Consider the following 21,430-nt stretch of genomic DNA (forward strand, 5'->3'; position numbering starts at 1 on the left):
CCGTACTCCTCGCCGCACTCCTCACCCGCCCCTCCCTCGTCCCCAACACCCCCGGCCACCCCGGCAGCCTCCTGGAAACGTTCCTCCCCTGGCTCGGCCTGGCCGTCCCCCTCCTCCTCGCCCTGGCCCTCCGACACCGCTCAGCCGCCACCGCCCTGGCCCTCCTGCTCCCCACCGCCGCCTGGCTGGGCCAGTTCGGCAACCTCCTCCCCCACACCCACACCCACACAGCCACCCATCCCACCCTCACCACCGTCCAGCACAACATCAGCGACGAGAACCCGAACCCCTCCCGCACGGCCAAGGCCCTCGCCGCCGCCCACCCCGCCCTGATCGCCGTCGAGGAGCTCACCCCCGCCGCCATCACGGCCTTCACCGCCACCCTCGCCGCGGACTATCCCCACCAAGCCACCCACGGCACGGTCGGCCTCTGGTCGACGTACCAGCTCACCGATGTCCGCCCCGTCGACATCAGGCCACCGGCCCTCGCCGGCGACCCGCACTGGAACCGCGCCCTGCGCGCCACCGCCGCCACCCCGGGCGGGCCCGTAGCCGTCTACGTCGTCCACCTGCCCTCCCTGCGGCTCGGTACCTCCGGCTTCGGCTCCGCCCGCCGCGACGAGAGCGCCCGCCTCCTAGGCGCCGTACTCGCCGCGGAACCCGCCCACCGCGTCATCCTGCTCGGGGACCTCAACGGCACCGCCGACGACCGCGGCCTGGCCCCCATCCGCACCGCCCTGGCGTCAAAGGCACAGACGCCCACCACCAGAACCCCCCACCCCCACACCCCCGGCTTCGCCTTCACCTGGCCCGCGTCCTTCCCCCTGGCCCGGATCGACCAGATCCTGACCCGCTCGGGCGCCGTCACCCACGTCCGTACGCTCCCCGCCACCCCCAGCGATCACCTGCCCCTCACCGCCCACATCCAGTTCGATTAACGTACATTCATGACTGAATTCGTACTGGTGGCAGGCACCTGGCTGGCAGCGGCGGCTTGGGACGAGGTGGCCGCCGAACTCCGCACCGCACTCCGCACCACGGGCGGCGACCACGAGGTCCACGCGCTGACCCTGTCCGGCCTCGCGGACAAGCAGGGCATCGCGGCCGGCCAGCAGACACACGTCGCGGACATAGTCGACGCCATCGACGGACTCGGCCTGCGCGACGTGATCGTCGTGGGCCACAGTTACGCCGGCATCCCGGTCGGCCAGGCCGCCGAGCGGATCGGCGCCCGCCTGAACCGGGTGGTCTTCGTCGACGCCAACGTCCCCACCCACAACGAATCCTTCGTCTCCGGCTGGCCGGACGGCCGCTCCGCCGTAGAGGCCTCGATCGCCGCGAACGACGGTTTCTGGCCGCCCCTCCAGGCCGCCGACTTCGAGGGCCAAGGCCTCACCGACGACCAGATCGCCCGGCTCATCGCCGGCTCGACCCCGCACCCGGGCGCCACGCTCACCGAACCGGCCGTACTGACCCACCCGCTCGCCGAGCTCCCCGCGACCTACGTCAAGTGCCTGCTGGACGGGGTCGAACCCCACCCCGACGTGGCGAAACTCCTGGCCACCGCCCCTGACTGGCGGCTGACCACCCTGAACACGGGCCACTGGCCCATGTTCTCGGCCCCCTCCGCCCTGGCCCGCGTCCTCCTCGACGCCGCCGCCCAGGACACGCCGCCGCCGCCACTCTGATCGCACGCGTCCTGCCCGCGTACCGGGGACGGAGTTTCGGCCGCGAGCTGTACGCGCCCCGGCCTAGGCCGGGCGCCCCCGGCGCCTCCGCGACACGGCGACGCCGGCCAGGCAGACCGCACCGCCCAGCAGGGTCAGCGCCGCCGGGATCTCGTCGAGGGCGACCCAGGCGATGAGCACCACGACGGCGGGCACCGCGTAGGTGGTCGCGCCCATCTTCCCCGCGGTGGTCCGCGACAGCGCGTACGTCCAGGTGGTGAAGGCGAGCGCGGTCGGGAAGAGCCCCAGGTAGAGCATGTTGAGGACGGCGGCGAGCGGAGCCCCGGGCAGCTGGTCGACGAGCTGCCAGACGAAGGGCAGGGTGACGGCCGTGCCGACGAAGCAGCCGTACGTGGTCACCTGGAGCGGGCTCGCGTACGCCAGCGCCGGCTTCTGCGCGACCACCCCGGCCCCGTACGTGAGCGCCGCGACCAGGCAGAGCAGGACCCCTCCCAGCGAGGCGGACCCGCCGTTCGAGGTGGACAGTCCGACCAGCACGGCTCCGGCGAAGGAGACCGCCATGCCCGCCATCAGCAGGGGCGGGAACCCCTCCTTCAGCAGCCAGCCGCTGAGCAGGGCGATCACGAGGGGGCCGATGTTGACGATCATGGCCGCGGTGCCGGCGTCCACGAGCTGCTCGCCCCAGTTCAGCGTCACCATGTAGAGCCCGAACCAGAGCACCCCGGAGACCAGGATCCCGGGCCACGCCTGCCTCGGCGGCGGCGGCACCCGCTTGACGACCAGGACCAGCCCGAGTGCGGCCGAGGCCGTCAGCAGGCGTCCGAACGCAAGCGCACCGGGCCCGAAGTGCGCGGCCGCCGAGCGGATGGAAACGAACGCGGAGGCCCACAGCACGACGGTCACTGCGGCGGCTATCAGCGCCCGCCGGTCGGCCCTTACCTGATCAGACGTCTTGTCCATGCGAGCAAGCTACCCGCCCCGCCCGACCGGCCCGTTTCCCTTTTCCAGCAGAAGCTTCTTCTGCGGCTTGCCCATCGCGTTGCGCGGAATCGCCGCCACGAACCGCACCTCGCGCGGCCGCTTGTGCACCGACAGGTGCGCCGCGACGAAGTCCGTCAGTTCCGGACCCGTGACGCCCTCGGCCACCACGAAGGCCACGATCCGCTGCCCGAGATCCGCGTCCGGCAGCCCCACCACCGCCGCCTCGCTCACCTTGGGGTGATCAAGCAGCGCGTTCTCGATCTCGCCGGCGCCGATCCGGTAGCCGCCCGACTTGATCATGTCGATGGAGGCCCGGCCGACGATCCGGTGGACTCCGTCGGCCTCGTCCACGGCCGCGATGTCGCCCGTACGGAACCACCCGTCCTCCGTGTACGCGGCCGCCGTGGCCTCGGGCCGGCCCAGGTACCCGGAGAACAACGTCGGCCCGGTCAGCTGCAGTTCGCCGATCTCCGCGCCCGCCTCAGCCACGATCCGCGTACGGACGCCCCGGACCGGAGTGCCGACCGTCCCGGGCCGCACCTCCCCGCCCGCGCGCCCGCTGACGGTGATCAGCGTCTCGGTCATCCCGTACCGCTCCACGGGCCGCAGCCCGGTCAGCCGCTCCAGGTCCCGGAAGACCGGCGCGGGCAGCGCGGCGCTGCCGGAGACGAGCAGCCGGGCCCCGCCCAGCGCGCCGGCGGCCGCCGGCGCCCCCGCGATACGGGACCACACGGTCGGCACCCCGAAGTACAGGCTGCCCCCGGCCTCCGCGTAGGCCTCCGGGGTGGGCCGCCCGGTGTGCACGAGACGACTTCCGGTACGCAGCGCTCCGAGCACCCCGAGAACGAGCCCGTGCACGTGGAACAGCGGCAGCCCGTGCACGAGGGTGTCCTCGGCGCTCCACTGCCAGGCTTCGGCGAGGGCGTCGAGGTCGGCGGCCACGGCCTCGGCGGTGAGGACGACCCCCTTGGGCGGGCCGGTGGTCCCGGAGGTGTAAAGGATCAGCGCCGGCCGCCCAGCAGCCACCGCCCCGTCCCCAACCCCACCCTCACCCCCGCCACGCCGCGCAAAATCCACGTCGACGAGCACCGCGCCGGAGTCCCGCAGGATGTGCTCCCGCTCGGCGGGCCCCGCGTCGGGCGGCAGCGGTACGAACGGCACCCCGGCCAGCAGCCCTCCGACGACGGCGGCAACGGTCTCCAGCGAGGCCGTCGCGGTCACCGCGAAGGCGGGCGCCCCGGCGACATCGCCCGCCACGGCACGGGCAGCGCCGAGCAGTTCCTCGTAGGAGGCATCCCGCCCGGCCACCCGCAGGGCATCGCCCCGGTCCCCGTACACCCCGGTGAGCGCGGTCAGCACTGATCCCCCTACGAAGCGGCCCCATGCAACGCCCCCACCCTACGTCCGCCCCAGCCAGCCCACTCCAGCCCCGCCGGCGTTTGAGGCGCGGGGTCCGGGGCGGAGCCCCGAGAGCCCGGGCGCAGCCCGAGGCTCCCAGCGGTCCGGGCGCAGCCCGGGGAACGGAGGAAGGGCGGGTAGGGGACACCCCCGCGCAGCGGCACCCCAACCCGCACCCGCCCCCCACCTCAGCGCGTCAGCGCGTCAGCGCGTCAGCGCGTCAGCGCGTCAGCGCGTCAGCGCGTCAGCGCGTCAGCGCGTCAGCGCGTCAGCGCGTCAGCGCGTCAGATAACCCCCTGCGCCAACATCGCGTCAGCAACCCGCTCGAACCCCGCGATGTTCGCCCCCACCACATAATCCCCGGCGGAGCCATACCGCTCGGCGGTCGCGTACGACACCGCGTGGATGTCCCGCATGATCCCCGCCAGCTCCGCCTCCACCCGCTCCGCACTCCACGCGACACGCCCCGCGTTCTGCGCCATCTCCAGCGCGCTGACCGCGACCCCGCCCGCGTTCGCCGCCTTGCCGGGCCCGAAGGACACCCCGGCCGCCTGCAGCAGGTGCACCGCCTCCGGCGTGGTCGGCATGTTCGCGCCCTCCGACACCGCCCTGACCCCGTTCGCGATCAGCGTCCGCGCGTCATCAGCGGTCAGCTCGTTCTGCGTGGCCGACGGGAAGGCGACCTCCGCCGCCACGTCCCACACCCGCCCGCCCGGCACGAACCGCGCCGACGGCCCGCGCCGCTGCGCGTAGTCGCTCACGCGCCCGCGCTCGACCTCCTTGATCTGCTTCAGCAGCGCGAGATCGATGCCCTTCTCGTCAACCACGTACCCCTGCGAGTCGGACGCGGTCAGCGGGTTCGCCCCGAGCTGCTGCAGCTTCTCGATCGTGTAGATCGCGACGTTGCCAGAACCGGAGACGACGGCCGTCAGCCCATCCAGCGACAGCCCCTTGACCGCCAGCATCTCGGCGGCGAACAGCACGCTGCCGTAGCCGGTGGCCTCCGGACGGATCAGCGAGCCGCCCCAGCCCTGGCCCTTGCCGGTCAGGACGCCGGCTTCCCACCGATTGGTGATGCGCCGGTACTGCCCGAACAGATAGCCGATCTCACGCCCGCCGACACCGATGTCACCCGCCGGAACGTCCGTGTGCTCACCGATATGACGGTAGAGCTCGGTCATGAAGGACTGGCAGAACCGCATGACCTCGGCCGCCGACCGCCCGCGCGGGTCGAAGTCGCTGCCGCCCTTGCCGCCGCCGATGCCGAGCCCGGTCAGGGCGTTCTTGAAGACCTGCTCGAAGCCGAGGAACTTCACCACGCCAATGTCCACGGACGGGTGAAAGCGCAGGCCGCCCTTGTACGGGCCCAGCGCGCTGTTGAATTCGACGCGGTAGCCACGGTTGACGTGGACACGGCCGCGGTCGTCCTGCCACGGCACCCGGAAGATGATCTGCCGCTCCGGCTCGGTGAGCCGCTCCAGCAGGGCAACGCCCGGTTCCGCGTACTCGGGGCGTGCCGCGAACACGGGGGCCAGGGTGTCCAGGACCTCCCGTACGGCCTGGTGGAACTCGGGCTGGGCGGGGTTGCGGCGCTCGATGTCACCGCGCAGCGCGTCCAGCCGGCCCTGCGGGTCCTTGGGGTCCGTCACGGTCTGCTCCTCCTGGTCTCTACGCCGGGACCGGCTCCGAGATGCGGCTCGAAGCTCCGGACCAGACTTCCGCATCGCGGAATCCATTATCCGAACACAGTCCCAGCCGGAGAGTACCCCGCCCGCCGACCGCGACCACGAGCCTTTCCGGCCTGCTCGACTCGGCCCCTACTCCACCGTGGACCACTCGGCTCCCGCTCCACCATGGACAGAACGAGGAGGAAGGACATAGACAGGCCATATGGACATCGCACGAGTCGCCGCCCTCGTCGCCGCGACCCTCACCACGGGCCTGATGGCCGGCCTCTTCTTCGCCTTCGACGTCTCGGTGATGCCGGCCCTGAAGCGATCCGACGACCGGACCCTCATCTCCGTCATGCAGCGCGTGAACACCTCCATCATCAATGGCTGGTTCATGCTGGCCTTCCTGGGCGCAATGCTCTTCACCGGCCTCGCCCTGGCCCTGCACCTGCCCGCCGGCGAGCACGCGCCGCTCCCCGCGCTGACGGGCGCCCTCGTCCTCTACGTGTTCGCCGTCGCGGTCACCGGCCGGGTGAACATCCCGCTCAACAACGCCCTGGAGGCGGCCGGCCCCGCCGAGCGGATCGCCGATCCGGCCGCCGTGCGCGCGGCGTTCGAAACGAAGTGGGTCCCCGCCAACCGCTGGCGCACAGCCCTGTGCACGGCCGCCCTGGCCTGCCAGTCCTGGGCCCTCCTGGCGGCGGCCGCCGCCTAGGGCCTGTCGTCAAACTCCCGTCTCCCCCGTCGCCCGCCCGAACAGTACGAGCGCCCGCGCCAGGGCGGTCAGCGCCGCCGCGCAGAGCAGGGTGCGCACGATGTTCGCCGTCTCCCAGGTCCCCTTGAACTTCTCGACGACCGAGAAGTCGGTCAGCGTCGCGGCATCACCCGCCTCGGCGAGTTCGTTGTTGAGCGGAATGTTGACCACGAAGGTGACGACGAGCACGAGGAGGTACGCCGCCGCGGCCACCGCGGCCCACAGAGCGACCGCGCGGCGCCCGGCCCGCGCCTCGACGAACGCCGCGGCGAAGGCGGCGAGCAGCGCGACGACGAAGACCGTCCCGAAGAGCGGGTTGCCGTCGATGACGGCGTTGAAGCTCTGCATCGCCGTGACGTACGTACGGTCGTCGGTCTTCGCCAGCCCCGGCATCACCGAGACGTCGAAGGCGAAGAACAGCCCCGCCATCAGGCCGACCAGCACGGTCGACAGGACGAGCAGTGCGGCGGAGAGTCTGGTGCCTGCGGCGGATCCCATCAGCTGTGCCCCCGTACGTCCGAAACCAATACCCGGGAGGTCCGACCGCCCCCCGACGGCTGCCGATCGTGCCATCACCCGCGCCATCCGGCCAGTGAACCCTCACCGCCGCACAGCCCCCGCCAACTCACATGTAACGCACACGTAGGCTGCGCGAATGAGCACATCCGTCAAGTCCCTCCACCTCGCCCCGGTCACCCCGGACAACCTCGACGCCGTCTGCGCGCTGTCGGTCCGCCCCGACCAGGAGCACCTCGTCTCCCCGGTCGTGAAGTCACTGGCGGAGGCCCACGCCCACGGGGAGACGGCCTGGCCCCGGGCGATCGTCGACGGCGACGAGGTCGTCGGCTTCGTCATGGCCTTCGTCGACATCGCCTGGGACCCGGACGAGGACCCCCACGACATCCGCTCCGGCCTCTGGCGCCTGAACATATCGGCCGCCCACCAGGCCAAGGGCTACGGCCGCTTCGCAGTCAACGCGGTCACCGCCGAACTCCGCCGCCGAGGCGCTTCCCACGCCTACGTCACCTGGCACCCGGGCCCCGGCACCCCCGAACCCTTCTACCTCTCCCTCGGCTTCCGCCCGACGGGCGAAGAGAGCGACGGCGAAACGGTGGCCGTCCTGGATCTCGCGAACCTGTGATTGTCAGTGCGGTCTGATCATTCTTGTGACAACTTGCAGATTGCGAATCTGCACATTCCCAGGGGGGAACCGCCCGAATGAAGCCCACAGCACAGCCACGCCCACACGCGGGAGCACGCTCCAGGCCCCGCCTGCGCCTCCTGCCGGGTGCCGCGGCCGCCACACTGGCGCTCGGCGCCGGCCTGCTCTCCGCCCCCGCCGCCTCCGCGGCCGACCCGGTCCCCTCGCCCCCGAAGGCCTCGGCGCCCCGTACCGGCCCCACGCCCGGCTTCTACGGCGAGGACCGATACTCCGCGTGCGACACGGACCTGAGCGGCGACGGTCCGGGCTGGGTCGGCAACAACGACCTGACCTTCACCGTGACCGGCAAGTCCCCGACGGGCAGTCCGCTGACCTCGAGCTTCCAGCTGTGGGACACCACGTACGGCGGCAAGCGCACCAACCACCCCGGCAGCGGCACCGGTCCCGACTACCGGGCGTACCTCGGCAGGGACAAGCTGGCACACGGCAAGCAGTACGGCTGGCGCGCCCGCGTCACCGACTCCAAGCTGACCAGCGCGTACACGCCGTGGTGCTACTTCCGTGTGGACCACACCCAGCCGACCGGCAGTATCAGGTCCACGGACTTCCCCTCCTCCGACAGCGGCATCACGCCGACCAAGCATCCGGGCCAGGAGGGCACCCTCACTCTCAAAGGCTCGGACACCGGTTCCGGTGTGGCCTGCGCCCGCTGGGGCACCAGCGACGCCTTCTCTGTGGGCTGGAAGTGCTCCGACGAAGCCACCGACCTGCACGTCGTGCGTCTGGCGAACGGCTCGGCGAAGATCAAGTTCCGCCCGCCGACCTGGGGTTCCACCTCCCTCTACCTCCAAGTGATGGACAACGCGGGCAACACCTCCCAGCCAGTCCGCTATTCCTTCCGGGTACCTTCCGACCCCAACGCCAAGGGTGCTTTCGGCGACATCGACCGGGACCGCAAGCCGGACGTCCTGCTCCCCGACGCGGCCGGCAATCTGCGCAAGCACGGCGCGGACCCCCGCGGCACCGCCAACGCGCACCACCTGGCGGCCCCCGGCGGCGTCGGCACCTGGGCGAACGTCCAGTACAGCCACCGCGGTGGCTTCGACACGACGTTCGTCGACGATCTCGTCGCACACGCGCCCGGTGGCGCGTACGCCTACGTCTTCCGCAACAACGGGGGCGGCGAGTTCACCAACCAGGGCGCGATGGCCCTCCAGAAGCCCACCACCTGCCTGGACTCGGCGGCCAAGGTGATCCCCTGCGCCACCCACGGACTCGGCACGAACTGGACGAAGGTCACCGCGATCGCGGCGGTCGGGTCCCCCACGGGCGACAAGAACCTCGACACCGGCGCACTGCCGGAGAGCTCCCTGCTCTTCGTCGAGAACGGCCGTCTCTGGCTCGCGGGCGCGGGCTGGGTGGGCGGCATCTCCGACACCGCCACCCTCATCTCCCCGAACGACACCCGCTGGGCCGGATACGACCTCCTGACCCCGGGCCGCGCCCAGGGCACGGACATTCCGACCCTGTGGGCCCGTTCCAAGGCCGACGGCAAGATCCGCGCCTTCGCCCTCAACTCCCCGTCCGCCTTCACTAACCCGACGGCCGGCACGGTCCTGGCCACCCTCACCCCCCAAGCCGCCCCCCGCGTCGGCTCGGACGGCGACCTCACCGGCGACGGCATCCCGGATCTCTGGTCGGTCTCCCCCACCGGTGTCTTCAGCGTCCACCCCGGCAAGGGCACGGCCATCCCGTACCCGAAGGTGACGGGCTTCACCGCCCCGACCCCCTGACCCCGCCCCCTATCCCGCGGCCGCCGCCCCCACCCCCGCCCGGTACTCCCGCGGGCTGACCCCCCGTACCCGCTTGAAGGCCGTCGAGAGGGCGAACGCCGAGCTGTAGCCGACCCGGTGGGCGGCCGCGGCGAGCGTCATGGACGGGTCGCGCAGCAGGTCCGCCGCCAGCGCCAGCCGCCAGCCCGCCAGATAGGACATCGGGGGCTCGCCGACCAGCTCGGTGAAGCGGCGGGCCAACGCGGCCCGGGAGACGCCGACTTTGCGGGCCAGCGACTCCACGGTCCAGCCGTACGCGGGGTTCTCGTGCAGCAGCCGCAGCGCCGGGCCGGTGACCGGGTCGTTCTCGGCGCCGCCCCGCTCCGCGAGCCAACCGCGTACGACGCCGATCAGCAGCAGGTCCAGGAGCCGGTTCAGGACGAGCTCCTGGGCCGGCTCCGTACGGGAGATCTCCACGCCCAGCAGCCCGACCAGCGTGGGGTCCACCGGGCCGACCAGCACCGGCGGAAGCGCGGTGAGCAGGCGGCTGCCGATCTCGCCCGGGTCCTGGTAGGTGCCGCTCAGCAGCACCGCCGAGCCTGCCGGCGCGCCCCAGGTCCGTACCCCGAGGGCCATGGAGTCGGACACGTCCTCCCCGCCGTCCACCCTGCTGCAGCGCTGGTCCGGACCCACCCTGATCTGCGGCGGCGTGTCCTCGGCATCGGCGAGGGTGTACGAATCCGGTCCCCGTACCAGGGCCGCCTCCCCCGGCGCGATGAGCACCGGCTCGCCCCCGTCCGGCATCAGCCACGCCGATCCGTGCACCATCGTCATCACCGACAGCGGGGCCCGGTCCTCGATCCGGACCGACCAGGGCGGGTCGAACGCGCACTTGATGAGGAAGGCGGATTTGGCCTTGGGTCCTTCGAGTAGAGCCGTCAGCGTGTCCATCGGCCCATTCTCCCCACCCGGTCCCCACCCGCCCGCTCCCCGGACGCCCGCTCTCCCGACGCCCGTACTCGGGCCACCCGCACTCGGGCCGCCCACTCCCTACACGTCCCAGACCCCGCGGGCCGCCGCCTCCCGGGCGAAGTCCGCGAAGTCCCGCGGCTTGCGGCCCAGCACTTCCTCGACCCCGCCCACCAGGTGCGCGTTGCGCCCGTCCAGGATCAGCGCGAACAGCTCCACGAATTCCTCCGGCAGCCCGTTCTCCCGCAGCACCGCCCGGTAGGCCTCGGTCGAGACCGGGACGTACGAGATCTCGCGCCCGGTCGCCTTCGACAGCTCGGCCGCGACATCGGAGAAGCTGAGCAGCCGAGGGCCGGAGAGCTCGTACGTACGGCCGATGTGCCGGTCGTCCGTCAGCGCGGCCACCACCACGTCGGCGATGTCCTCGGTGTCGACGAACGGTTCGACGGCGTCGGCCGTCGGCAGGGCGATCTCTCCGGCGAGCACCGGCTCCAGGAAGAAGCTCTCGTCGAAGTTCTGGTTGAACCAGGCCGCGCGCACCACCGTCCAGTCGGCCCCGGACTCCTTCAGCGCCTCCTCGCTCACCTGCGCCGCCTCCTCGCCGCGCCCCGAGAGCAGCACCAGCCGGCGCGCCCCGGCGGCCACCGCCTCCCGGGCGAAGGCACCGACGTGCTCGGCGGCGCCGGGGAAGCCGAGGTCGGGGTAGTACGTGACGTACACCCGGTCCACGCCTTCCAGGGCCGGTCCCCAGCTCGCGGGCTCGTTCCAGTCGAAGGCCGGCTCCCCGGAGCGCGACCCGATGCGGACCGGACGGCCCAGGGCGGTGAGCTTGTCGGCCACGCGCCGTCCCGTCTTACCCGTGCCGCCGATGACCAGCGTGCGGAGGGTGTCGTTCTGCGTCTGCTGCGTCGTCTTCGTCATGAGGACCAGTCAACTCCCCCGGACTGAGACGGAACATCGCCGAGAAGCTCAACCACATACGCCTGCGTCCACGGCCTGCCGCCCGCCACCCAGGCGGCTCCCCTACCGCTGCCCCACTGCTCCCCTACCGCTGCCCTACCGCTCGTCGAGCGTGTGCTTCACGAGCGCGTTGGCGTGCCCGTGCCCGATCCCGTGCTCGCTCTTGAGCCAGGTGACGAGCTCCATGTGCTTGGTCAGCGGCGAGGCACGGATGAGCTCCTGCCACTCCGCGATCGGACGGCCGTACTTCTTCTCGATGGAAGGGAAGTAGCTGGCGGGGCCCTTCACCGGCTCGGTCATGACGGTCCTCTCCTACGGTTCCGCGCACGCTGCGATCGCGACGTACGACGAGTAGACCCCGCCCTCCGCGAAAACTCATCGGCCCCACCCCGCGAGTATCGGATGATCTCCACATGATGTGGACCGAGCGCACCGTCACCCGAGCCGGTGTCCGTCTGACCTGCCGTGACTGGAACTCCCACCACCCCGCCTCCGTGAGCCCGGTCGTCCTCCTCCACGGCCTCGCCGGCCACGCGGGCGAATGGGACGCGGCCGCCGCGCACCTGGCCCCCCACCACCGCGTGGTGGCGGTGGACCAGCGCGGTCACGGAGCCAGCGAGCGCCGCCCCGCGGACGTCTCCCGCGCCGCGTACGTCGCCGACGTGCGGGCCGTCTGCGAACAGCTCGGCCTGCACCACCCGGTGCTGGTGGGCCAGTCGCTCGGCGGCCACACCGCGATGCTCACCGCCGCCGCCCACCCGGACCTCGTACGGGGCCTCGTGCTGGTCGATGCCGGCGCCGCCCGGGCCGACCCGGGCACCCCGGACGACATCGGCGGCTGGCTGGACTCCTGGCCGCTCCCGTTCCCCACCCTCGCCGAGGCGCGCACCTTCCTCGCCGGTCAGGGACTGAACGGCGAGGCCTGGGCCGCGGGCCTGGAGCAGCGCACGGATGGTTGGTACCCGCGCTTCGAGCGCTCGGTGATGGTCGCGGCCATCACCGAGAACACCACCCGCGACTGGTGGCCGCAGTGGCGCGCGGTCCGGTGTCCCACCCTGCTCGTCATCGGGGAGAAGGGCATCGTCCCGCCCGAGGAATCCGTCCGGATGCTCGACTCGGCCGACCCGTCCACCGTGACGACGGCGGTCTCCGTCCCGGACTCCGGCCACGACGTCCACCTGGACCGGCCCGCCGTCGTGCACTCCCTGCTGTCGGCCTTCCTCACGGAGCTCACGGAGCTCACGGAGCTCACGGAGACCGGGACGGAGTTCCGGCAACCGGGTGGTGGCCGTAGTGACCCCCGTACGACCGCGTCGTTCACCAGGACATGATCAAGCGCATCGTCACCACGGCCCTCATCGCCGGTACCGCGGCCCTCGCCGTCTCCGCCCCCGCCATGGCCGCCGAGCCGCCGCTCGCCGACGCAGTCACCAGCACCGTCGGAGACGTCCCCCAGGACACCCAGGGAATCCAGGACATCGCAGGCCTGCCCGGCCAGGCAGGCGACGACCTGACCGACTTCTCGGGCGCGTTCGACGCGTTCACCGCGGGCAGCGCCCGGCAGACCATCTCCAACGGCTGACCCGCACCGTCACCCCCGGGCCCTCGGGCCCCAGACCCCCGGACCGAACCCGGCCCGGGGGTTCGTCACGTCCGGCACCTCAGGTCCGACCCCGCACGACCCACCACGACCCCCACGACCCCCACGACGGTCACCACGGTCACGACCTCGGTCAACCACAGGTCAAGCAATATGATCACATTGCAGCATGACCACGACGAAGACCCTCTACCTGCTCTGCTCCGCCGCCCCGCCCGTCTTCGACGTGGCCCACGTCATCGAGGACGCCCAGTCCCGTGGCTGGGACGTCTGCCTCGGCCTCTCCCCCACCGCCGCGCACTGGCTGTCCGGCAGCCTCGACGGTCTCGCCGCGCTCACCGGCCATCCCGTCCGCTGGCAGTACAAGCTGCCCGGAGAGCCCGACGTGTGGCCGACGGCCGACGCCCTGCTGTTCGCCCCGGCCACGTTCAACTCCGTCAACGCCTGGGCCCTCGGCCTGACCGACCGGTTCGTCATCGGGGTCGCCGCCGAGGCCATCGGCAAGGGCACCCCCGTGGTCACCATGCCCTGCGCGAACGCCGCACTCGCCGCCCACCCGCAGTTCGACCAGTCCCTGGCCGTCCTGCGCGGCGCCGGTGCCTCGGTCCTCTTCGGCGAGGGCGGATTCACCCCCGGCCCGGCCGGCCCGGACGCCCCGGCGCACTTCCCCTGGGCGACGGCCCTGGCCGAGGTGGACCGCGCCACGGCGGCATCCACCGCCTAGCCCGGCCGGAGGGTGCGGCCCTACGACCCCCAAGACGCCGCTACTCCCCTACTGCCCTACTCCCCCGTGGTCCCGTCGATCGCCTCGCGCAGCAGGTCCGCGTGCCCGTTGTGCCGGGCGTACTCCTCGATCATGTGGGCCAGTACGTAGTGCAGGGAGTAGTCCTGCCCTTCGTAGGAGCCGGTCACGTCCAGGGACTCGGCCGCGTCCACGATCGCCCGCGAGCGCGCGCAGGTGTCCTCCCAGAGCTTGAACGAGCCGGCGACGTCCGCGTCGTCCACGTGGAACTCCGTCCACTCCCCCGCCTCGTTCTTCGGGAAGTAGCCGCGCACGTCCTCGCCCGCCACGACGTTGCGGAACCAGCCGCGCTCGACCTCCGCGAGATGCCGTACCAGCCCGAGCAGGCTCAGCCCCGACGGAGCCACTGCCCTGCGCCGCAGCTGCTCGTCCGACAGGCCGGCGCACTTCATCATCAGGGTGTCCCGCTGCCACTGGAGCACGCTGGTCAGGGTGGCCCGCTCATCGCCCACCAGCACGGGCCGCGTCCGCTGTTCATCGATCATCGGACGATGATCACAGCCCCACGGCGGCCCGAGCGCAGCCATTTCACATCCCGGACGCCCCGTCCACGGGCCGGCCCGCCAACCCCGCCAACCCCGCCACCTTCTCCGGATTCACCTGCAACCGCAGGTTCACGACCCGCCCGTCCTCCGCGTCCAGGTCGTAGGTCAACGCCGCCCGCGCGGCTCCCCCGTGGACGAACACCACCGACTCCTCTCCGTTGATCCGCGCGGACTCCAGGGTCACCGCCCGCAGCGAGGGCTTGGCCAGCATCCCCAGCAGCCAGCGCGCCACGTGGTCGGCCCCGTGCAGCGGCCGCCGGGCCGCGGTCACCTTGCCGCCGCCGTCCGACCAGGCCGTCACCTCGGGGGCGAGCAGCTCCATCACCGCGTTCAGGTCCCCGCCCGCGCACGCCGCCAGGAACCTCCGGGTCACCTCGCCGCGCTGCCCCGGCTCGGTGGCGAACCGCGGCCGCCGGGCCCGTACGTGGGCCCGCGCCCGGTGCGCGGTCTGCCGTACGGTCGCCTCCGCGCGGCCCAGCACCTCGGCGATCTCCGCGTACGAGTACCCGAACACCTCCCGCAGCACGAACACGGCGCGCTCCAGCGGGCTCAGGCTCTCCAGCACCACCAGCATCGCGGTCGATACGGTCTCTGCCGTCTCCGCCGCCTCCGCACCATCGGGCACGGTCGACCGGGGCTCGGTCAGGAGCGGCTCGGGCAGCCACGGCCCGACGTAGGTCTCACGGGCGGCGCGGGCGGAGGTGAGCCGGTTCAACGACAGGTTGGTGACCGTACGCACCAGATAGGCCCGCGGGTTGAGGACCGCCGAGCGGTCCGCGCGGTCCCAGCTCAGCCACGCGTCCTGGAGCACGTCCTCGGCGTCGACGACGCTGCCGAGCATCCGGTAGGCGACGTCGAACAGCAGCCGGCGATGGGCGGTGAACGGACCGAGCGCATCGGCGGAGCCGGTACCCGGGACGTGCTCGGCAGTGGCCACAGCGATCATGCTGCCGCCGCCCCCGCGGTCCCCGCAAGCGCACGCACCCCCGCCGCGCTGCTCGCGTACGTCGGAGCCCAGCCCAGCTCGCGCCCCGCCTTGGCGTTCGACAGTCGAAGATCCGTTCCCATGATGGTGTGCGCGAGCGGCGCCGCCTTCAGCACCCACAGCGGTACGGTCATCGGCGCGGGCGCCCCGAACGCCCCGGCCACCGCCCGCATGTGCGCGGCCCACCCCAGCGGCTCGTCGTCGACGACGTTGTACGCCTGCCCGGGCAGCCCCGACTCCACCCCGGCGACCACGGCGTCCGCCGCGTCGGCCACGTCGACCCAGCTGAGCGCCCGCCCCTTGGCCGCCACCACGGGCAGGGCCCGCTTGCGCAGCATCGGCACCACGTGGGTGTCGGTGATGCCGGCCCCGTAGAACAGCCCGAAGCGCAGGCTCACTCCCTCGATCCCGTCGGCGGTGAAAGCCAGTTCCTCCTTGGTCCGCATCGCGCCCACGTGCCGCTCCAGCCAGACGTTCGCCCCCTGCGGCCCGAAGCCGTCCTCCTCACCGAGCACGGCCCCGCCGTGGTCCCCGTACCCGTAGCCGAACATCATCGACTCCACGACGAACCGCCGCGCCCCGGTCTCCCGCGCGGCGGCCAGCAGGTTGACGGTCCCCTCGGTGCGCAGCGCGTTCGTCCCCGCCATGTCCCGGTGCCGGGCCATGGTCTTCCCCGACAGCGCCGTGGCCGCGTGCACGACCACGTCGAAGCCGAGCCCGTCCACGGCGCGCAGCAGACCCTCGCGGTCGAGCAGGTCGGCCCGTACGTCCATCCCGGCGCCCCGGCCGAGACCGGCGACCTCGTGCCCGGCCGCGCGCAGCGCCCGTACCGCCCGCTGTCCCAGCACCCCGCTCGCACCCGCCAGCAGAACCTTCACGACCGTCTCCTCGTCCACTCGCTCTTCTGCGCTGTCATCCATGGGACAGACGGGCGGCCCGGAACGTGACACGACACGGAAGCGACCTGGGTCACAAGGAGCGGAAGAACGCCCGGACGTCGCCCACCAGCAGCTCCGGAACCTCCATCGCGGGAAAGTGCCCGCCCTTCTCGTACGAGGTCCAGCGCACGATGCGGTCCGTCCGCGCGGCGATGTGCCGCAGCGGTACGAAGTTGTCCCGGGGGAAGTCGGCGAGCGCGGTCGGGGTGCTCGACACCTCGGGCGGAGCGCCCCGGTAGTCGGCGTGGGCACGCTCGTAGTAGATGCGGGCGGCGGAGCCCGCGGTCCCGGTCAGCCAGTACAACGTCACGTTGGTCAGCATCTGATCGCGATCCACGGGGCAGCGCGGGTCCGCCCACTCCGTGAACTTCTCGCCGATCCAGGCGAGCAGCCCGACCGGCGAGTCGTTCAGCCCGTACGCCAGCGTCTGCGGCCGGGTCGCCTGGATGTCGGCGTAACCCTGCCGTTCGCGCGCCCAGACCCGGTACCGCTCCCAGGAGGCGAGCGTGCGCTCCCGCTCGTCCCGGCTCAGCGCGGCCAGCTCCTCCGCCCGGGGCTCGGCGGTGGCCCCGCCGCCCGGGAGCAGGTTCAGGTGCACCCCGCGCACGTTCCCGGGCCGGATCCGCCCCAGCTCGCGCGAAACGGCGGCGCCCCAGTCACCGCCCTGGACCCCGTAGTCCTCGTACCCGAGCCTCTCCATCAGCACCCCGAAGGCCCGCGCGACCCGCTTGAACTCCCACCCCCGCTCGGTGGTCGGCCCGGACAGGGCGAAGCCCGGGATGTGCGGCAGCACCAGATGAAAGGCGTCGCCGGGATCCCCGCCGTGCGCCCGCGGATCCGTCAGCGGACCGGCGACCTTCTGGAACTCCACGAAGGAGCCCGGCCAGCCGTGGGTCATGAGCAGCGGCGTCGCGTCCGGCTCGGGCGACCGCAGGTGCGCGAAGTGCACCCGCGCCCCGTCGATGACGGTGGTGTACTGCGGCCATTCGTTCAACCGCGCCTCGGCGGCCCGCCAGTCGTAGCCGGTACGCCAGTAATCCGCGAGCTCCCGGAGCTCACCGAGCGGCATCCCGTACGCCCGGCCCGCGCCCGGCAACTCATCGGGCCACCGTGCCAGCTCCAGCCGGCGCCCCAGATCGTCCAACTCCGGCTGCGCCACGTCCAGCCGGAACGGCGCCGCCCACTGCCCCACATCACCCATGCCCTCACACCTTCCACGCACTGTCGACCGCTGCCCCCACCCCTCAGCGTTAACGCCGTTAATGATCCACTTCCACCACCAACCCCACGCCCGCCCAGCGTTAACGCCATTAATGCCCCGCCCCACCCCACGCCCCACACCCAGCCGGCGTTAACGCCGTTAATGCCCTCACACCCCCACCGAGCCCCACGCCCTCAGGCGTTAACGCCGTTAACGCCGTTAACGCCTCCCGCACCCACACCGCGGAGACCCACCCCAGCCCCCTTCAGCGTTAACGCCGTTAATGATCCACTCCACAAAAAATACTGGCCGGATGGTTTTCTTCCCGCGCATCTGCCTAGGTTGGCCCTGGCCGAACCGCGGTGACCACCGCCCCGGTTGCGGCCGACGACCGCGACCCCAAGGAGAACCCGCATGGCGAGGGCCAGACAGGAACGAGCCGAGATCACCCGGCAGGCGATCCTCGACGGCGCGGCCATCGCCTTCGACCGGACCGGCTTCCACGGCACCAGCCTGACCGACGTGGTCGGGCACTCCGGCGTCACCAAGGGCGCTCTCTACTTCCACTTCTCGTCCAAGGAAGCCCTCGCCCAGACCTTGATGGACGAGCAGTTCCAGATCTCCGAGGGCGTACCCGCCATCGCGGAGCCGGGTCTCCAGACCGTCATCGACCTGACCCACCGGATGGCGTTCGGGCTCCGCTCCAACGTCCGGGTCCGTGCCGGGATCCGCCTGGTCATCGAGTTCGGCTCCTTCACCGACCCGGACCCGAGCCCGTACAACGCCTGGATCGACACCTGTCACAGCTGCCTCGCGCCGGCCCAGGAGCGCGGCGACATCCTGCCCTCGGTCGACGCCTACGACGCGTCGGCCATGCTCGTCGGCGCGTTCACCGGCATCCAGGTGACCTCACACGTACGCACCCACCGCGAGGACCTGCACGCCCGGGTCATCGACCTGTGGAACTTCGTGCTCCCGGGAATCGTGCCCACGGAGCGCATCTCCCGCTTCGACCCGGCCGGCTCGCCCGAGTGCCGGTCCGAACTGGGCCTGTCGACCCCGGACTCCTCTCGGGCCCCGGACTCCTCTCCGGCCACGGCCGGCTGACGACGCGTCCAGGATGCGGTTCCGGGGCCGATCCACACCACTTCGTTAGCAAAACTCAAGCGTGGCGCCCACAAACACCCTTGGACGTTAGTAAAGTCCCTTCCATGACTTCGCCCTCGTCACCGAGCGACCGTGAGAAGGTCGTCTCCAAACTCCCTCCGTGGCTGCGCCAGGAGCTCAAGATCCGCACCGCCCAGCTGCGGGTGGACATCCAGGACGCCGTCCACCAGGGCATCGCCCACTGGAGCGCGCTCGCCGCCTCCCCCTCCCCCGTCGACACCTCCGGCGCCGAGTCCTTCTCCACCTGGCTGCCCGCCGGCCAGTGGGAGTCCTTCCGCGGCGGCTCCAAGGACCGCGGCGTCTCCCTCATCCAGGGACTCGCCCAAGCCGTCTCCCTCTGGCTGGAGATGAACCCGGCCCCCACCGTCAAGCGGCCCTCGGTCGTCCGGCGCATCGTGGTGTGCAACCAGAAGGGCGGTGTGGGCAAGACCGCCATCACCGCAGGCACCGCCGAGGCCCTCGCCGAGGACCCCGACACCCTCCACCCTGTCCGCGTGGCCCGCCAACTGGCCCGGCTCTCGGCCGCCGAGGACGGTGACCAGACGGGCCCGGAGGCCACCGCGTCCGCCCCGCCCGTCGACCTGGAAGACCTGCCCGGCCTCGGCATGCGCGTCCTGCTCGTCGACTTCGACCCCCAGGGCCACCTCACCAAGCAGCTCGGCCGGCAGCCGCTGCCCATCGGCGGCGACAGCCTCACCTGCCACATGGCGGGCGAGGCCAAGGGCCCCCTCGCCGACCTGATCGTCCCCATCCCGGACGAGCACTTCGGCGACCGCCTCCACATCCTCCCGGCCTGCACGGACGCGTTCCTCCTCGACGTCCGCCTCTCCACGGTCCGCGCCCGCGAGGCCGCGCTCGAACGGGCCCTCGCCCCCGTCGAGGCCGACTACGACGTCATCCTCATCGACTGCCCGCCGAGCCTCGGCCTCAGCATGGACGCCGCCATCTACTACGGCCGCCGCCGCGACGCCGAACAGCCGGGAGCCTCCGGCGCGCTGATCGTCGTCCAGGCGGAGGACTCCTCGGCGGACGCCTACGACCTCCTCACCTCCCAGATCAACGACCTCCGCGACGACCTCAGCCTCGACATCGACTACCTCGGTCTCGTCGTCAACCTCTACGACGGCCGGCGCGGCTACATCGCGACCTCCTCCCTCCAGGCCTGGATGGACATAAAGGATCCGCGCGTGGTGGCCATCGTCCCCGACCTCAAGGAACAGCGCGAAGCGGTCCGCGTGAAGCAGCCGCTGTTCGTCTACGCACCCAAGGGCGAGCAGGCGATCGCCCTGCGCGCCCTCGCAAGGGAGATCTCATGAGCAAGGCCGACAAACTCGCAGTCTCGAGCTCCTTCGCCCGCGCCCAGCCCGTCGGCGTCAGCTCCCGCCGCGCGGCCATCGCCGAGGCCACCGGCGCCCCCACCTCCGGCGTGATCCCGCCCTCGGAGGTGCCGATCGAGGCCCTCGCCCACAACCCCTTCAACCTCCGCGAGGACCTCACCGAGCTCGACGAGCTGGCCGCGTCCCTCACGGTCCGGGGCCAGCTCCAGCCCCTGGCGGTCGCCACCCGCATGGCCTTCATGGAGGCCCACCCCGGCAACACCGACGGCCTGGGCCGCGCCCCGTACGTCGTCATCGACGGCAACCGGCGCCTGGCGGCCGCCCAGCGCGCCGGCCTTCGCACCATGCAGATCCACGTCAACGACTCCCTCGCCTCCTCGGCGGCGGACATCCTGGAGTCGGCGCTCATCGCCAACGTCCACCGCGTCGACGTGGCGCCCATGGACCAGGCCCGCGCCCTGCAGGAACTCGTCGAGGTCCACGGCTCCCAGGCCCAGGTCGCCAAACGCCTCGGCAAGACCCCGGCCTGGGTCTCCCAGCGCCTGACCCTCCTCAACCTCACCCCGGACCTCCAGGACAAGGTGGAGACCGGCGAACTCAAGGTGGAACCGGCCCGCCGCATCGGCCGCCTCCCCCAGGAGGACCAGGCGTCCGCGGCGGAGGAAGCCGTTAACGCCGTTAACCCCCCACGCCAACGCACCCGCCCAACCCCCGAGCCCACACCCTCCCCCTCCCCCGCAACCTCCCTCTCCTCCCCCTCACCCTCCCTCCGCCGCATCACCATCACGGCGGACTCCCCGACCACGATCGCGGATGCCCTCACGGCCCACCTCACCCCGGACGACCTGAAGGCGGTGACCGAACTCCTCCTCACCCGCATCTGACCCACACCAGACCCGACCCCACCCGACACGAAGGGGGCGTTGGCCCGGCCGGACCACCACCGCCCCCACGTGTGTTTCAGGTGCGTTCCATCGTGCGATTCGCATAAGCTGCGACTGGAGGTGCCCATGCCCAACGCGCACGAAAACGAACAGACCACGCTCTTCGCCGCGGTCGATGCCCTACTGGAAGAGGCCGCGGCACAAGACACCCTCCCGCACCCGGACGAGCGCAAGCGCCTCCGCGAGGCCGCAGGCCTGAGCCAGGACCAGATCGCCCAGGCCCTGGCCGTCCGCCGCGAAACGGTCACCTCCTGGGAAACCGGCCGCACGGCCCCCCGCCCCCCCAAACGCGCCGCCTACGCCCGCCTCCTCAACGGCCTGGCAGACCTCCACGGCATTAACGCCGTTAACACCCCCCAACCTGCCGCCCCCCAGGCCCGCGCCGAAGCCCCCGTCCCCACCCCCAGCGGCACCGCACCCGTTAACGCCGTTAACGCCGTTAACCCCACCCCCCACCCCGCGGACGCCGGCCTTGAGGCCGCACCCCAGCACCCGGGGCCTGGGACGGAGCCCCAGTTTCGGGAAGGGCCGGGGAGCGGAACAGCCCCGCAGGGCCC

Annotated in this window: 23 protein-coding genes; 12 read left to right on the forward strand and 11 right to left on the reverse strand. The window is 72.0% G+C overall.

The window, feature by feature from the left end; genetic code table 11:
- Both AC061S_RS42015 and AC061S_RS42020 read left to right on the forward strand, forming a co-directional pair.
- On the forward strand, positions 1 to 938 hold a 938-nt coding region (locus tag AC061S_RS42015; RefSeq protein ID WP_478691141.1), incomplete at its 5' end, for an endonuclease/exonuclease/phosphatase family protein.
- A 9-nt stretch (positions 939 to 947) separates the two neighbouring features.
- Positions 948 to 1,688 carry an alpha/beta fold hydrolase gene (locus AC061S_RS42020; RefSeq protein WP_478691142.1) on the forward strand — a complete coding sequence of 247 codons (741 nt, stop codon included), beginning with the start codon at positions 948 to 950 and terminating at the stop codon, positions 1,686 to 1,688.
- 63 nt (positions 1,689 to 1,751) lie between these two features.
- Here the strand turns inward: AC061S_RS42020 and AC061S_RS42025 are convergent, their stop codons facing one another.
- From AC061S_RS42025 to gdhA, 3 genes are all read right to left on the reverse strand, one after another.
- Complete coding sequence (locus tag AC061S_RS42025; RefSeq protein ID WP_478691143.1) at positions 1,752 to 2,648, reverse strand: DMT family transporter; 897 nt, start codon at positions 2,646 to 2,648, stop codon at positions 1,752 to 1,754.
- Positions 2,649 to 2,657: 9 nt separating this feature from the next.
- Positions 2,658 to 4,028, reverse strand: a complete 1,371-nt coding sequence (locus tag AC061S_RS42030) for an AMP-binding protein (RefSeq protein WP_478691144.1) — start codon at positions 4,026 to 4,028, stop codon at positions 2,658 to 2,660.
- A 323-nt stretch (positions 4,029 to 4,351) separates the two neighbouring features.
- Positions 4,352 to 5,716, reverse strand: a complete 1,365-nt coding sequence (gene gdhA, locus AC061S_RS42035; protein WP_478691145.1) for an NADP-specific glutamate dehydrogenase — start codon at positions 5,714 to 5,716, stop codon at positions 4,352 to 4,354.
- A gap of 241 nt (positions 5,717 to 5,957) precedes the next feature.
- Between gdhA and AC061S_RS42040 the strand changes: the two genes are divergently transcribed.
- Positions 5,958 to 6,452 carry an anthrone oxygenase family protein gene (locus tag AC061S_RS42040; protein ID WP_478691146.1) on the forward strand — a complete coding sequence of 165 codons (495 nt, stop codon included), beginning with the start codon at positions 5,958 to 5,960 and terminating at the stop codon, positions 6,450 to 6,452.
- 9 nt (positions 6,453 to 6,461) lie between these two features.
- Here the strand turns inward: AC061S_RS42040 and AC061S_RS42045 are convergent, their stop codons facing one another.
- Entirely contained in the window at positions 6,462 to 6,989 is a 528-nt protein-coding gene (locus AC061S_RS42045; RefSeq protein ID WP_478691147.1) for an anthrone oxygenase family protein, read from the reverse strand.
- A gap of 157 nt (positions 6,990 to 7,146) precedes the next feature.
- On the opposite strand from AC061S_RS42045, the gene AC061S_RS42050 reads away from it, so the two are divergent.
- On the forward strand, positions 7,147 to 7,632 hold the full coding sequence (locus AC061S_RS42050; RefSeq protein WP_478691148.1) for a GNAT family N-acetyltransferase: 486 nt from the start codon (positions 7,147 to 7,149) through the stop codon (positions 7,630 to 7,632).
- Between the two features lie 77 nt (positions 7,633 to 7,709).
- Positions 7,710 to 9,446, forward strand: a complete 1,737-nt coding sequence (locus tag AC061S_RS42055; RefSeq protein ID WP_478691149.1) for a hypothetical protein — start codon at positions 7,710 to 7,712, stop codon at positions 9,444 to 9,446.
- 9 nt (positions 9,447 to 9,455) lie between these two features.
- Here AC061S_RS42055 and AC061S_RS42060 read toward each other — a convergent pair whose 3' ends face one another.
- The 3 genes from AC061S_RS42060 to AC061S_RS42070 form a co-directional block, all read right to left on the reverse strand.
- The gene (locus tag AC061S_RS42060; protein ID WP_478691150.1) at positions 9,456 to 10,376 is read right to left on the reverse strand and encodes an AraC family transcriptional regulator; all 921 of its coding nucleotides are present in this window, start codon (positions 10,374 to 10,376) and stop codon (positions 9,456 to 9,458) included.
- A gap of 99 nt (positions 10,377 to 10,475) precedes the next feature.
- Positions 10,476 to 11,315 (reverse strand): NmrA family NAD(P)-binding protein, encoded by an 840-nt coding sequence (locus AC061S_RS42065; RefSeq protein ID WP_478691151.1) that lies wholly within the window; start codon positions 11,313 to 11,315, stop codon positions 10,476 to 10,478.
- Positions 11,316 to 11,450: 135 nt separating this feature from the next.
- The gene (locus AC061S_RS42070) at positions 11,451 to 11,654 is read right to left on the reverse strand and encodes a DUF4287 domain-containing protein (RefSeq protein WP_478691152.1); all 204 of its coding nucleotides are present in this window, start codon (positions 11,652 to 11,654) and stop codon (positions 11,451 to 11,453) included.
- Positions 11,655 to 11,767: 113 nt separating this feature from the next.
- Between AC061S_RS42070 and AC061S_RS42075 the strand changes: the two genes are divergently transcribed.
- The 3 genes from AC061S_RS42075 (at position 11,768) to AC061S_RS42085 (ending at position 13,678) form a co-directional block, all read left to right on the forward strand.
- Positions 11,768 to 12,685, forward strand: coding sequence for an alpha/beta fold hydrolase (locus AC061S_RS42075; protein WP_478691153.1), 918 nt, complete (start codon positions 11,768 to 11,770; stop codon positions 12,683 to 12,685).
- Entirely contained in the window at positions 12,682 to 12,936 is a 255-nt protein-coding gene (locus AC061S_RS42080) for a hypothetical protein (protein ID WP_478691154.1), read from the forward strand. The genes AC061S_RS42075 and AC061S_RS42080 overlap by 4 nt, the downstream gene beginning before the upstream one ends.
- Before the next feature lie 187 nt (positions 12,937 to 13,123).
- Complete coding sequence (locus AC061S_RS42085; protein WP_478691155.1) at positions 13,124 to 13,678, forward strand: flavoprotein; 555 nt, start codon at positions 13,124 to 13,126, stop codon at positions 13,676 to 13,678.
- Between the two features lie 56 nt (positions 13,679 to 13,734).
- On the opposite strand, the gene AC061S_RS42090 is transcribed toward AC061S_RS42085, so the two are convergent.
- The 4 genes from AC061S_RS42090 to AC061S_RS42105 are packed head-to-tail and all read right to left on the reverse strand — an operon-like array spanning position 13,735 to position 17,425.
- The gene (locus AC061S_RS42090; protein ID WP_478691156.1) at positions 13,735 to 14,241 is read right to left on the reverse strand and encodes a DinB family protein; all 507 of its coding nucleotides are present in this window, start codon (positions 14,239 to 14,241) and stop codon (positions 13,735 to 13,737) included.
- Between the two features lie 43 nt (positions 14,242 to 14,284).
- Positions 14,285 to 15,238 (reverse strand): RNA polymerase sigma-70 factor, encoded by a 954-nt coding sequence (locus AC061S_RS42095; RefSeq protein WP_478691157.1) that lies wholly within the window; start codon positions 15,236 to 15,238, stop codon positions 14,285 to 14,287.
- Positions 15,239 to 15,243: 5 nt separating this feature from the next.
- Positions 15,244 to 16,206, reverse strand: coding sequence for an NAD-dependent epimerase/dehydratase family protein (locus AC061S_RS42100; RefSeq protein WP_478691158.1), 963 nt, complete (start codon positions 16,204 to 16,206; stop codon positions 15,244 to 15,246).
- 49 nt (positions 16,207 to 16,255) lie between these two features.
- Entirely contained in the window at positions 16,256 to 17,425 is a 1,170-nt protein-coding gene (locus AC061S_RS42105; protein ID WP_478691159.1) for an epoxide hydrolase family protein, read from the reverse strand.
- 414 nt (positions 17,426 to 17,839) lie between these two features.
- Here AC061S_RS42105 and AC061S_RS42110 point away from each other — a divergent pair, with 414 nt between their 5' ends.
- The 4 genes from AC061S_RS42110 to AC061S_RS42125 form a co-directional block, all read left to right on the forward strand.
- Positions 17,840 to 18,532, forward strand: a complete 693-nt coding sequence (locus AC061S_RS42110) for a ScbR family autoregulator-binding transcription factor (protein WP_478691160.1) — start codon at positions 17,840 to 17,842, stop codon at positions 18,530 to 18,532.
- 104 nt (positions 18,533 to 18,636) lie between these two features.
- Positions 18,637 to 19,908 (forward strand): ParA family protein, encoded by a 1,272-nt coding sequence (locus AC061S_RS42115; protein WP_478691161.1) that lies wholly within the window; start codon positions 18,637 to 18,639, stop codon positions 19,906 to 19,908.
- Positions 19,905 to 20,813, forward strand: coding sequence for a ParB/RepB/Spo0J family partition protein (locus AC061S_RS42120; RefSeq protein WP_478691162.1), 909 nt, complete (start codon positions 19,905 to 19,907; stop codon positions 20,811 to 20,813). The genes AC061S_RS42115 and AC061S_RS42120 overlap by 4 nt, the downstream gene beginning before the upstream one ends.
- A gap of 126 nt (positions 20,814 to 20,939) precedes the next feature.
- Positions 20,940 to 21,430: helix-turn-helix transcriptional regulator (locus AC061S_RS42125; protein WP_478691163.1), on the forward strand; the 491-nt coding region annotated here is incomplete at its 3' end.

It is taken from the genome of Streptomyces sp. CA189, from assembly GCF_056428985.1.

Excerpts from the sequence above, each read along its gene's own strand:
- AC061S_RS42025 (WP_478691143.1), bottom strand. The coding sequence starts at position 2,648 with ATGGACAAGACGTCTGATCAGGTAAGGGCCGACCGGCGGGCGCTGATA.
- AC061S_RS42085 (WP_478691155.1), top strand. The coding sequence starts at position 13,124 with ATGACCACGACGAAGACCCTCTACCTGCTCTGCTCCGCCGCCCCGCCC.
- AC061S_RS42065 (WP_478691151.1), bottom strand. The coding sequence starts at position 11,315 with ATGACGAAGACGACGCAGCAGACGCAGAACGACACCCTCCGCACGCTG.
- AC061S_RS42120 (WP_478691162.1), top strand. The coding sequence starts at position 19,905 with ATGAGCAAGGCCGACAAACTCGCAGTCTCGAGCTCCTTCGCCCGCGCC.
- AC061S_RS42070 (WP_478691152.1), bottom strand. The coding sequence starts at position 11,654 with ATGACCGAGCCGGTGAAGGGCCCCGCCAGCTACTTCCCTTCCATCGAG.
- AC061S_RS42060 (WP_478691150.1), bottom strand. The coding sequence starts at position 10,376 with ATGGACACGCTGACGGCTCTACTCGAAGGACCCAAGGCCAAATCCGCC.
- AC061S_RS42105 (WP_478691159.1), bottom strand. The coding sequence starts at position 17,425 with ATGGGTGATGTGGGGCAGTGGGCGGCGCCGTTCCGGCTGGACGTGGCG.
- AC061S_RS42100 (WP_478691158.1), bottom strand. The coding sequence starts at position 16,206 with ATGGATGACAGCGCAGAAGAGCGAGTGGACGAGGAGACGGTCGTGAAG.
- AC061S_RS42050 (WP_478691148.1), top strand. The coding sequence starts at position 7,147 with ATGAGCACATCCGTCAAGTCCCTCCACCTCGCCCCGGTCACCCCGGAC.
- AC061S_RS42080 (WP_478691154.1), top strand. The coding sequence starts at position 12,682 with ATGATCAAGCGCATCGTCACCACGGCCCTCATCGCCGGTACCGCGGCC.
- AC061S_RS42040 (WP_478691146.1), top strand. The coding sequence starts at position 5,958 with ATGGACATCGCACGAGTCGCCGCCCTCGTCGCCGCGACCCTCACCACG.
- AC061S_RS42110 (WP_478691160.1), top strand. The coding sequence starts at position 17,840 with ATGGCGAGGGCCAGACAGGAACGAGCCGAGATCACCCGGCAGGCGATC.
- AC061S_RS42090 (WP_478691156.1), bottom strand. The coding sequence starts at position 14,241 with ATGATCGATGAACAGCGGACGCGGCCCGTGCTGGTGGGCGATGAGCGG.
- AC061S_RS42020 (WP_478691142.1), top strand. The coding sequence starts at position 948 with ATGACTGAATTCGTACTGGTGGCAGGCACCTGGCTGGCAGCGGCGGCT.
- AC061S_RS42075 (WP_478691153.1), top strand. The coding sequence starts at position 11,768 with ATGATGTGGACCGAGCGCACCGTCACCCGAGCCGGTGTCCGTCTGACC.
- AC061S_RS42045 (WP_478691147.1), bottom strand. The coding sequence starts at position 6,989 with ATGGGATCCGCCGCAGGCACCAGACTCTCCGCCGCACTGCTCGTCCTG.
- AC061S_RS42055 (WP_478691149.1), top strand. The coding sequence starts at position 7,710 with ATGAAGCCCACAGCACAGCCACGCCCACACGCGGGAGCACGCTCCAGG.
- AC061S_RS42115 (WP_478691161.1), top strand. The coding sequence starts at position 18,637 with ATGACTTCGCCCTCGTCACCGAGCGACCGTGAGAAGGTCGTCTCCAAA.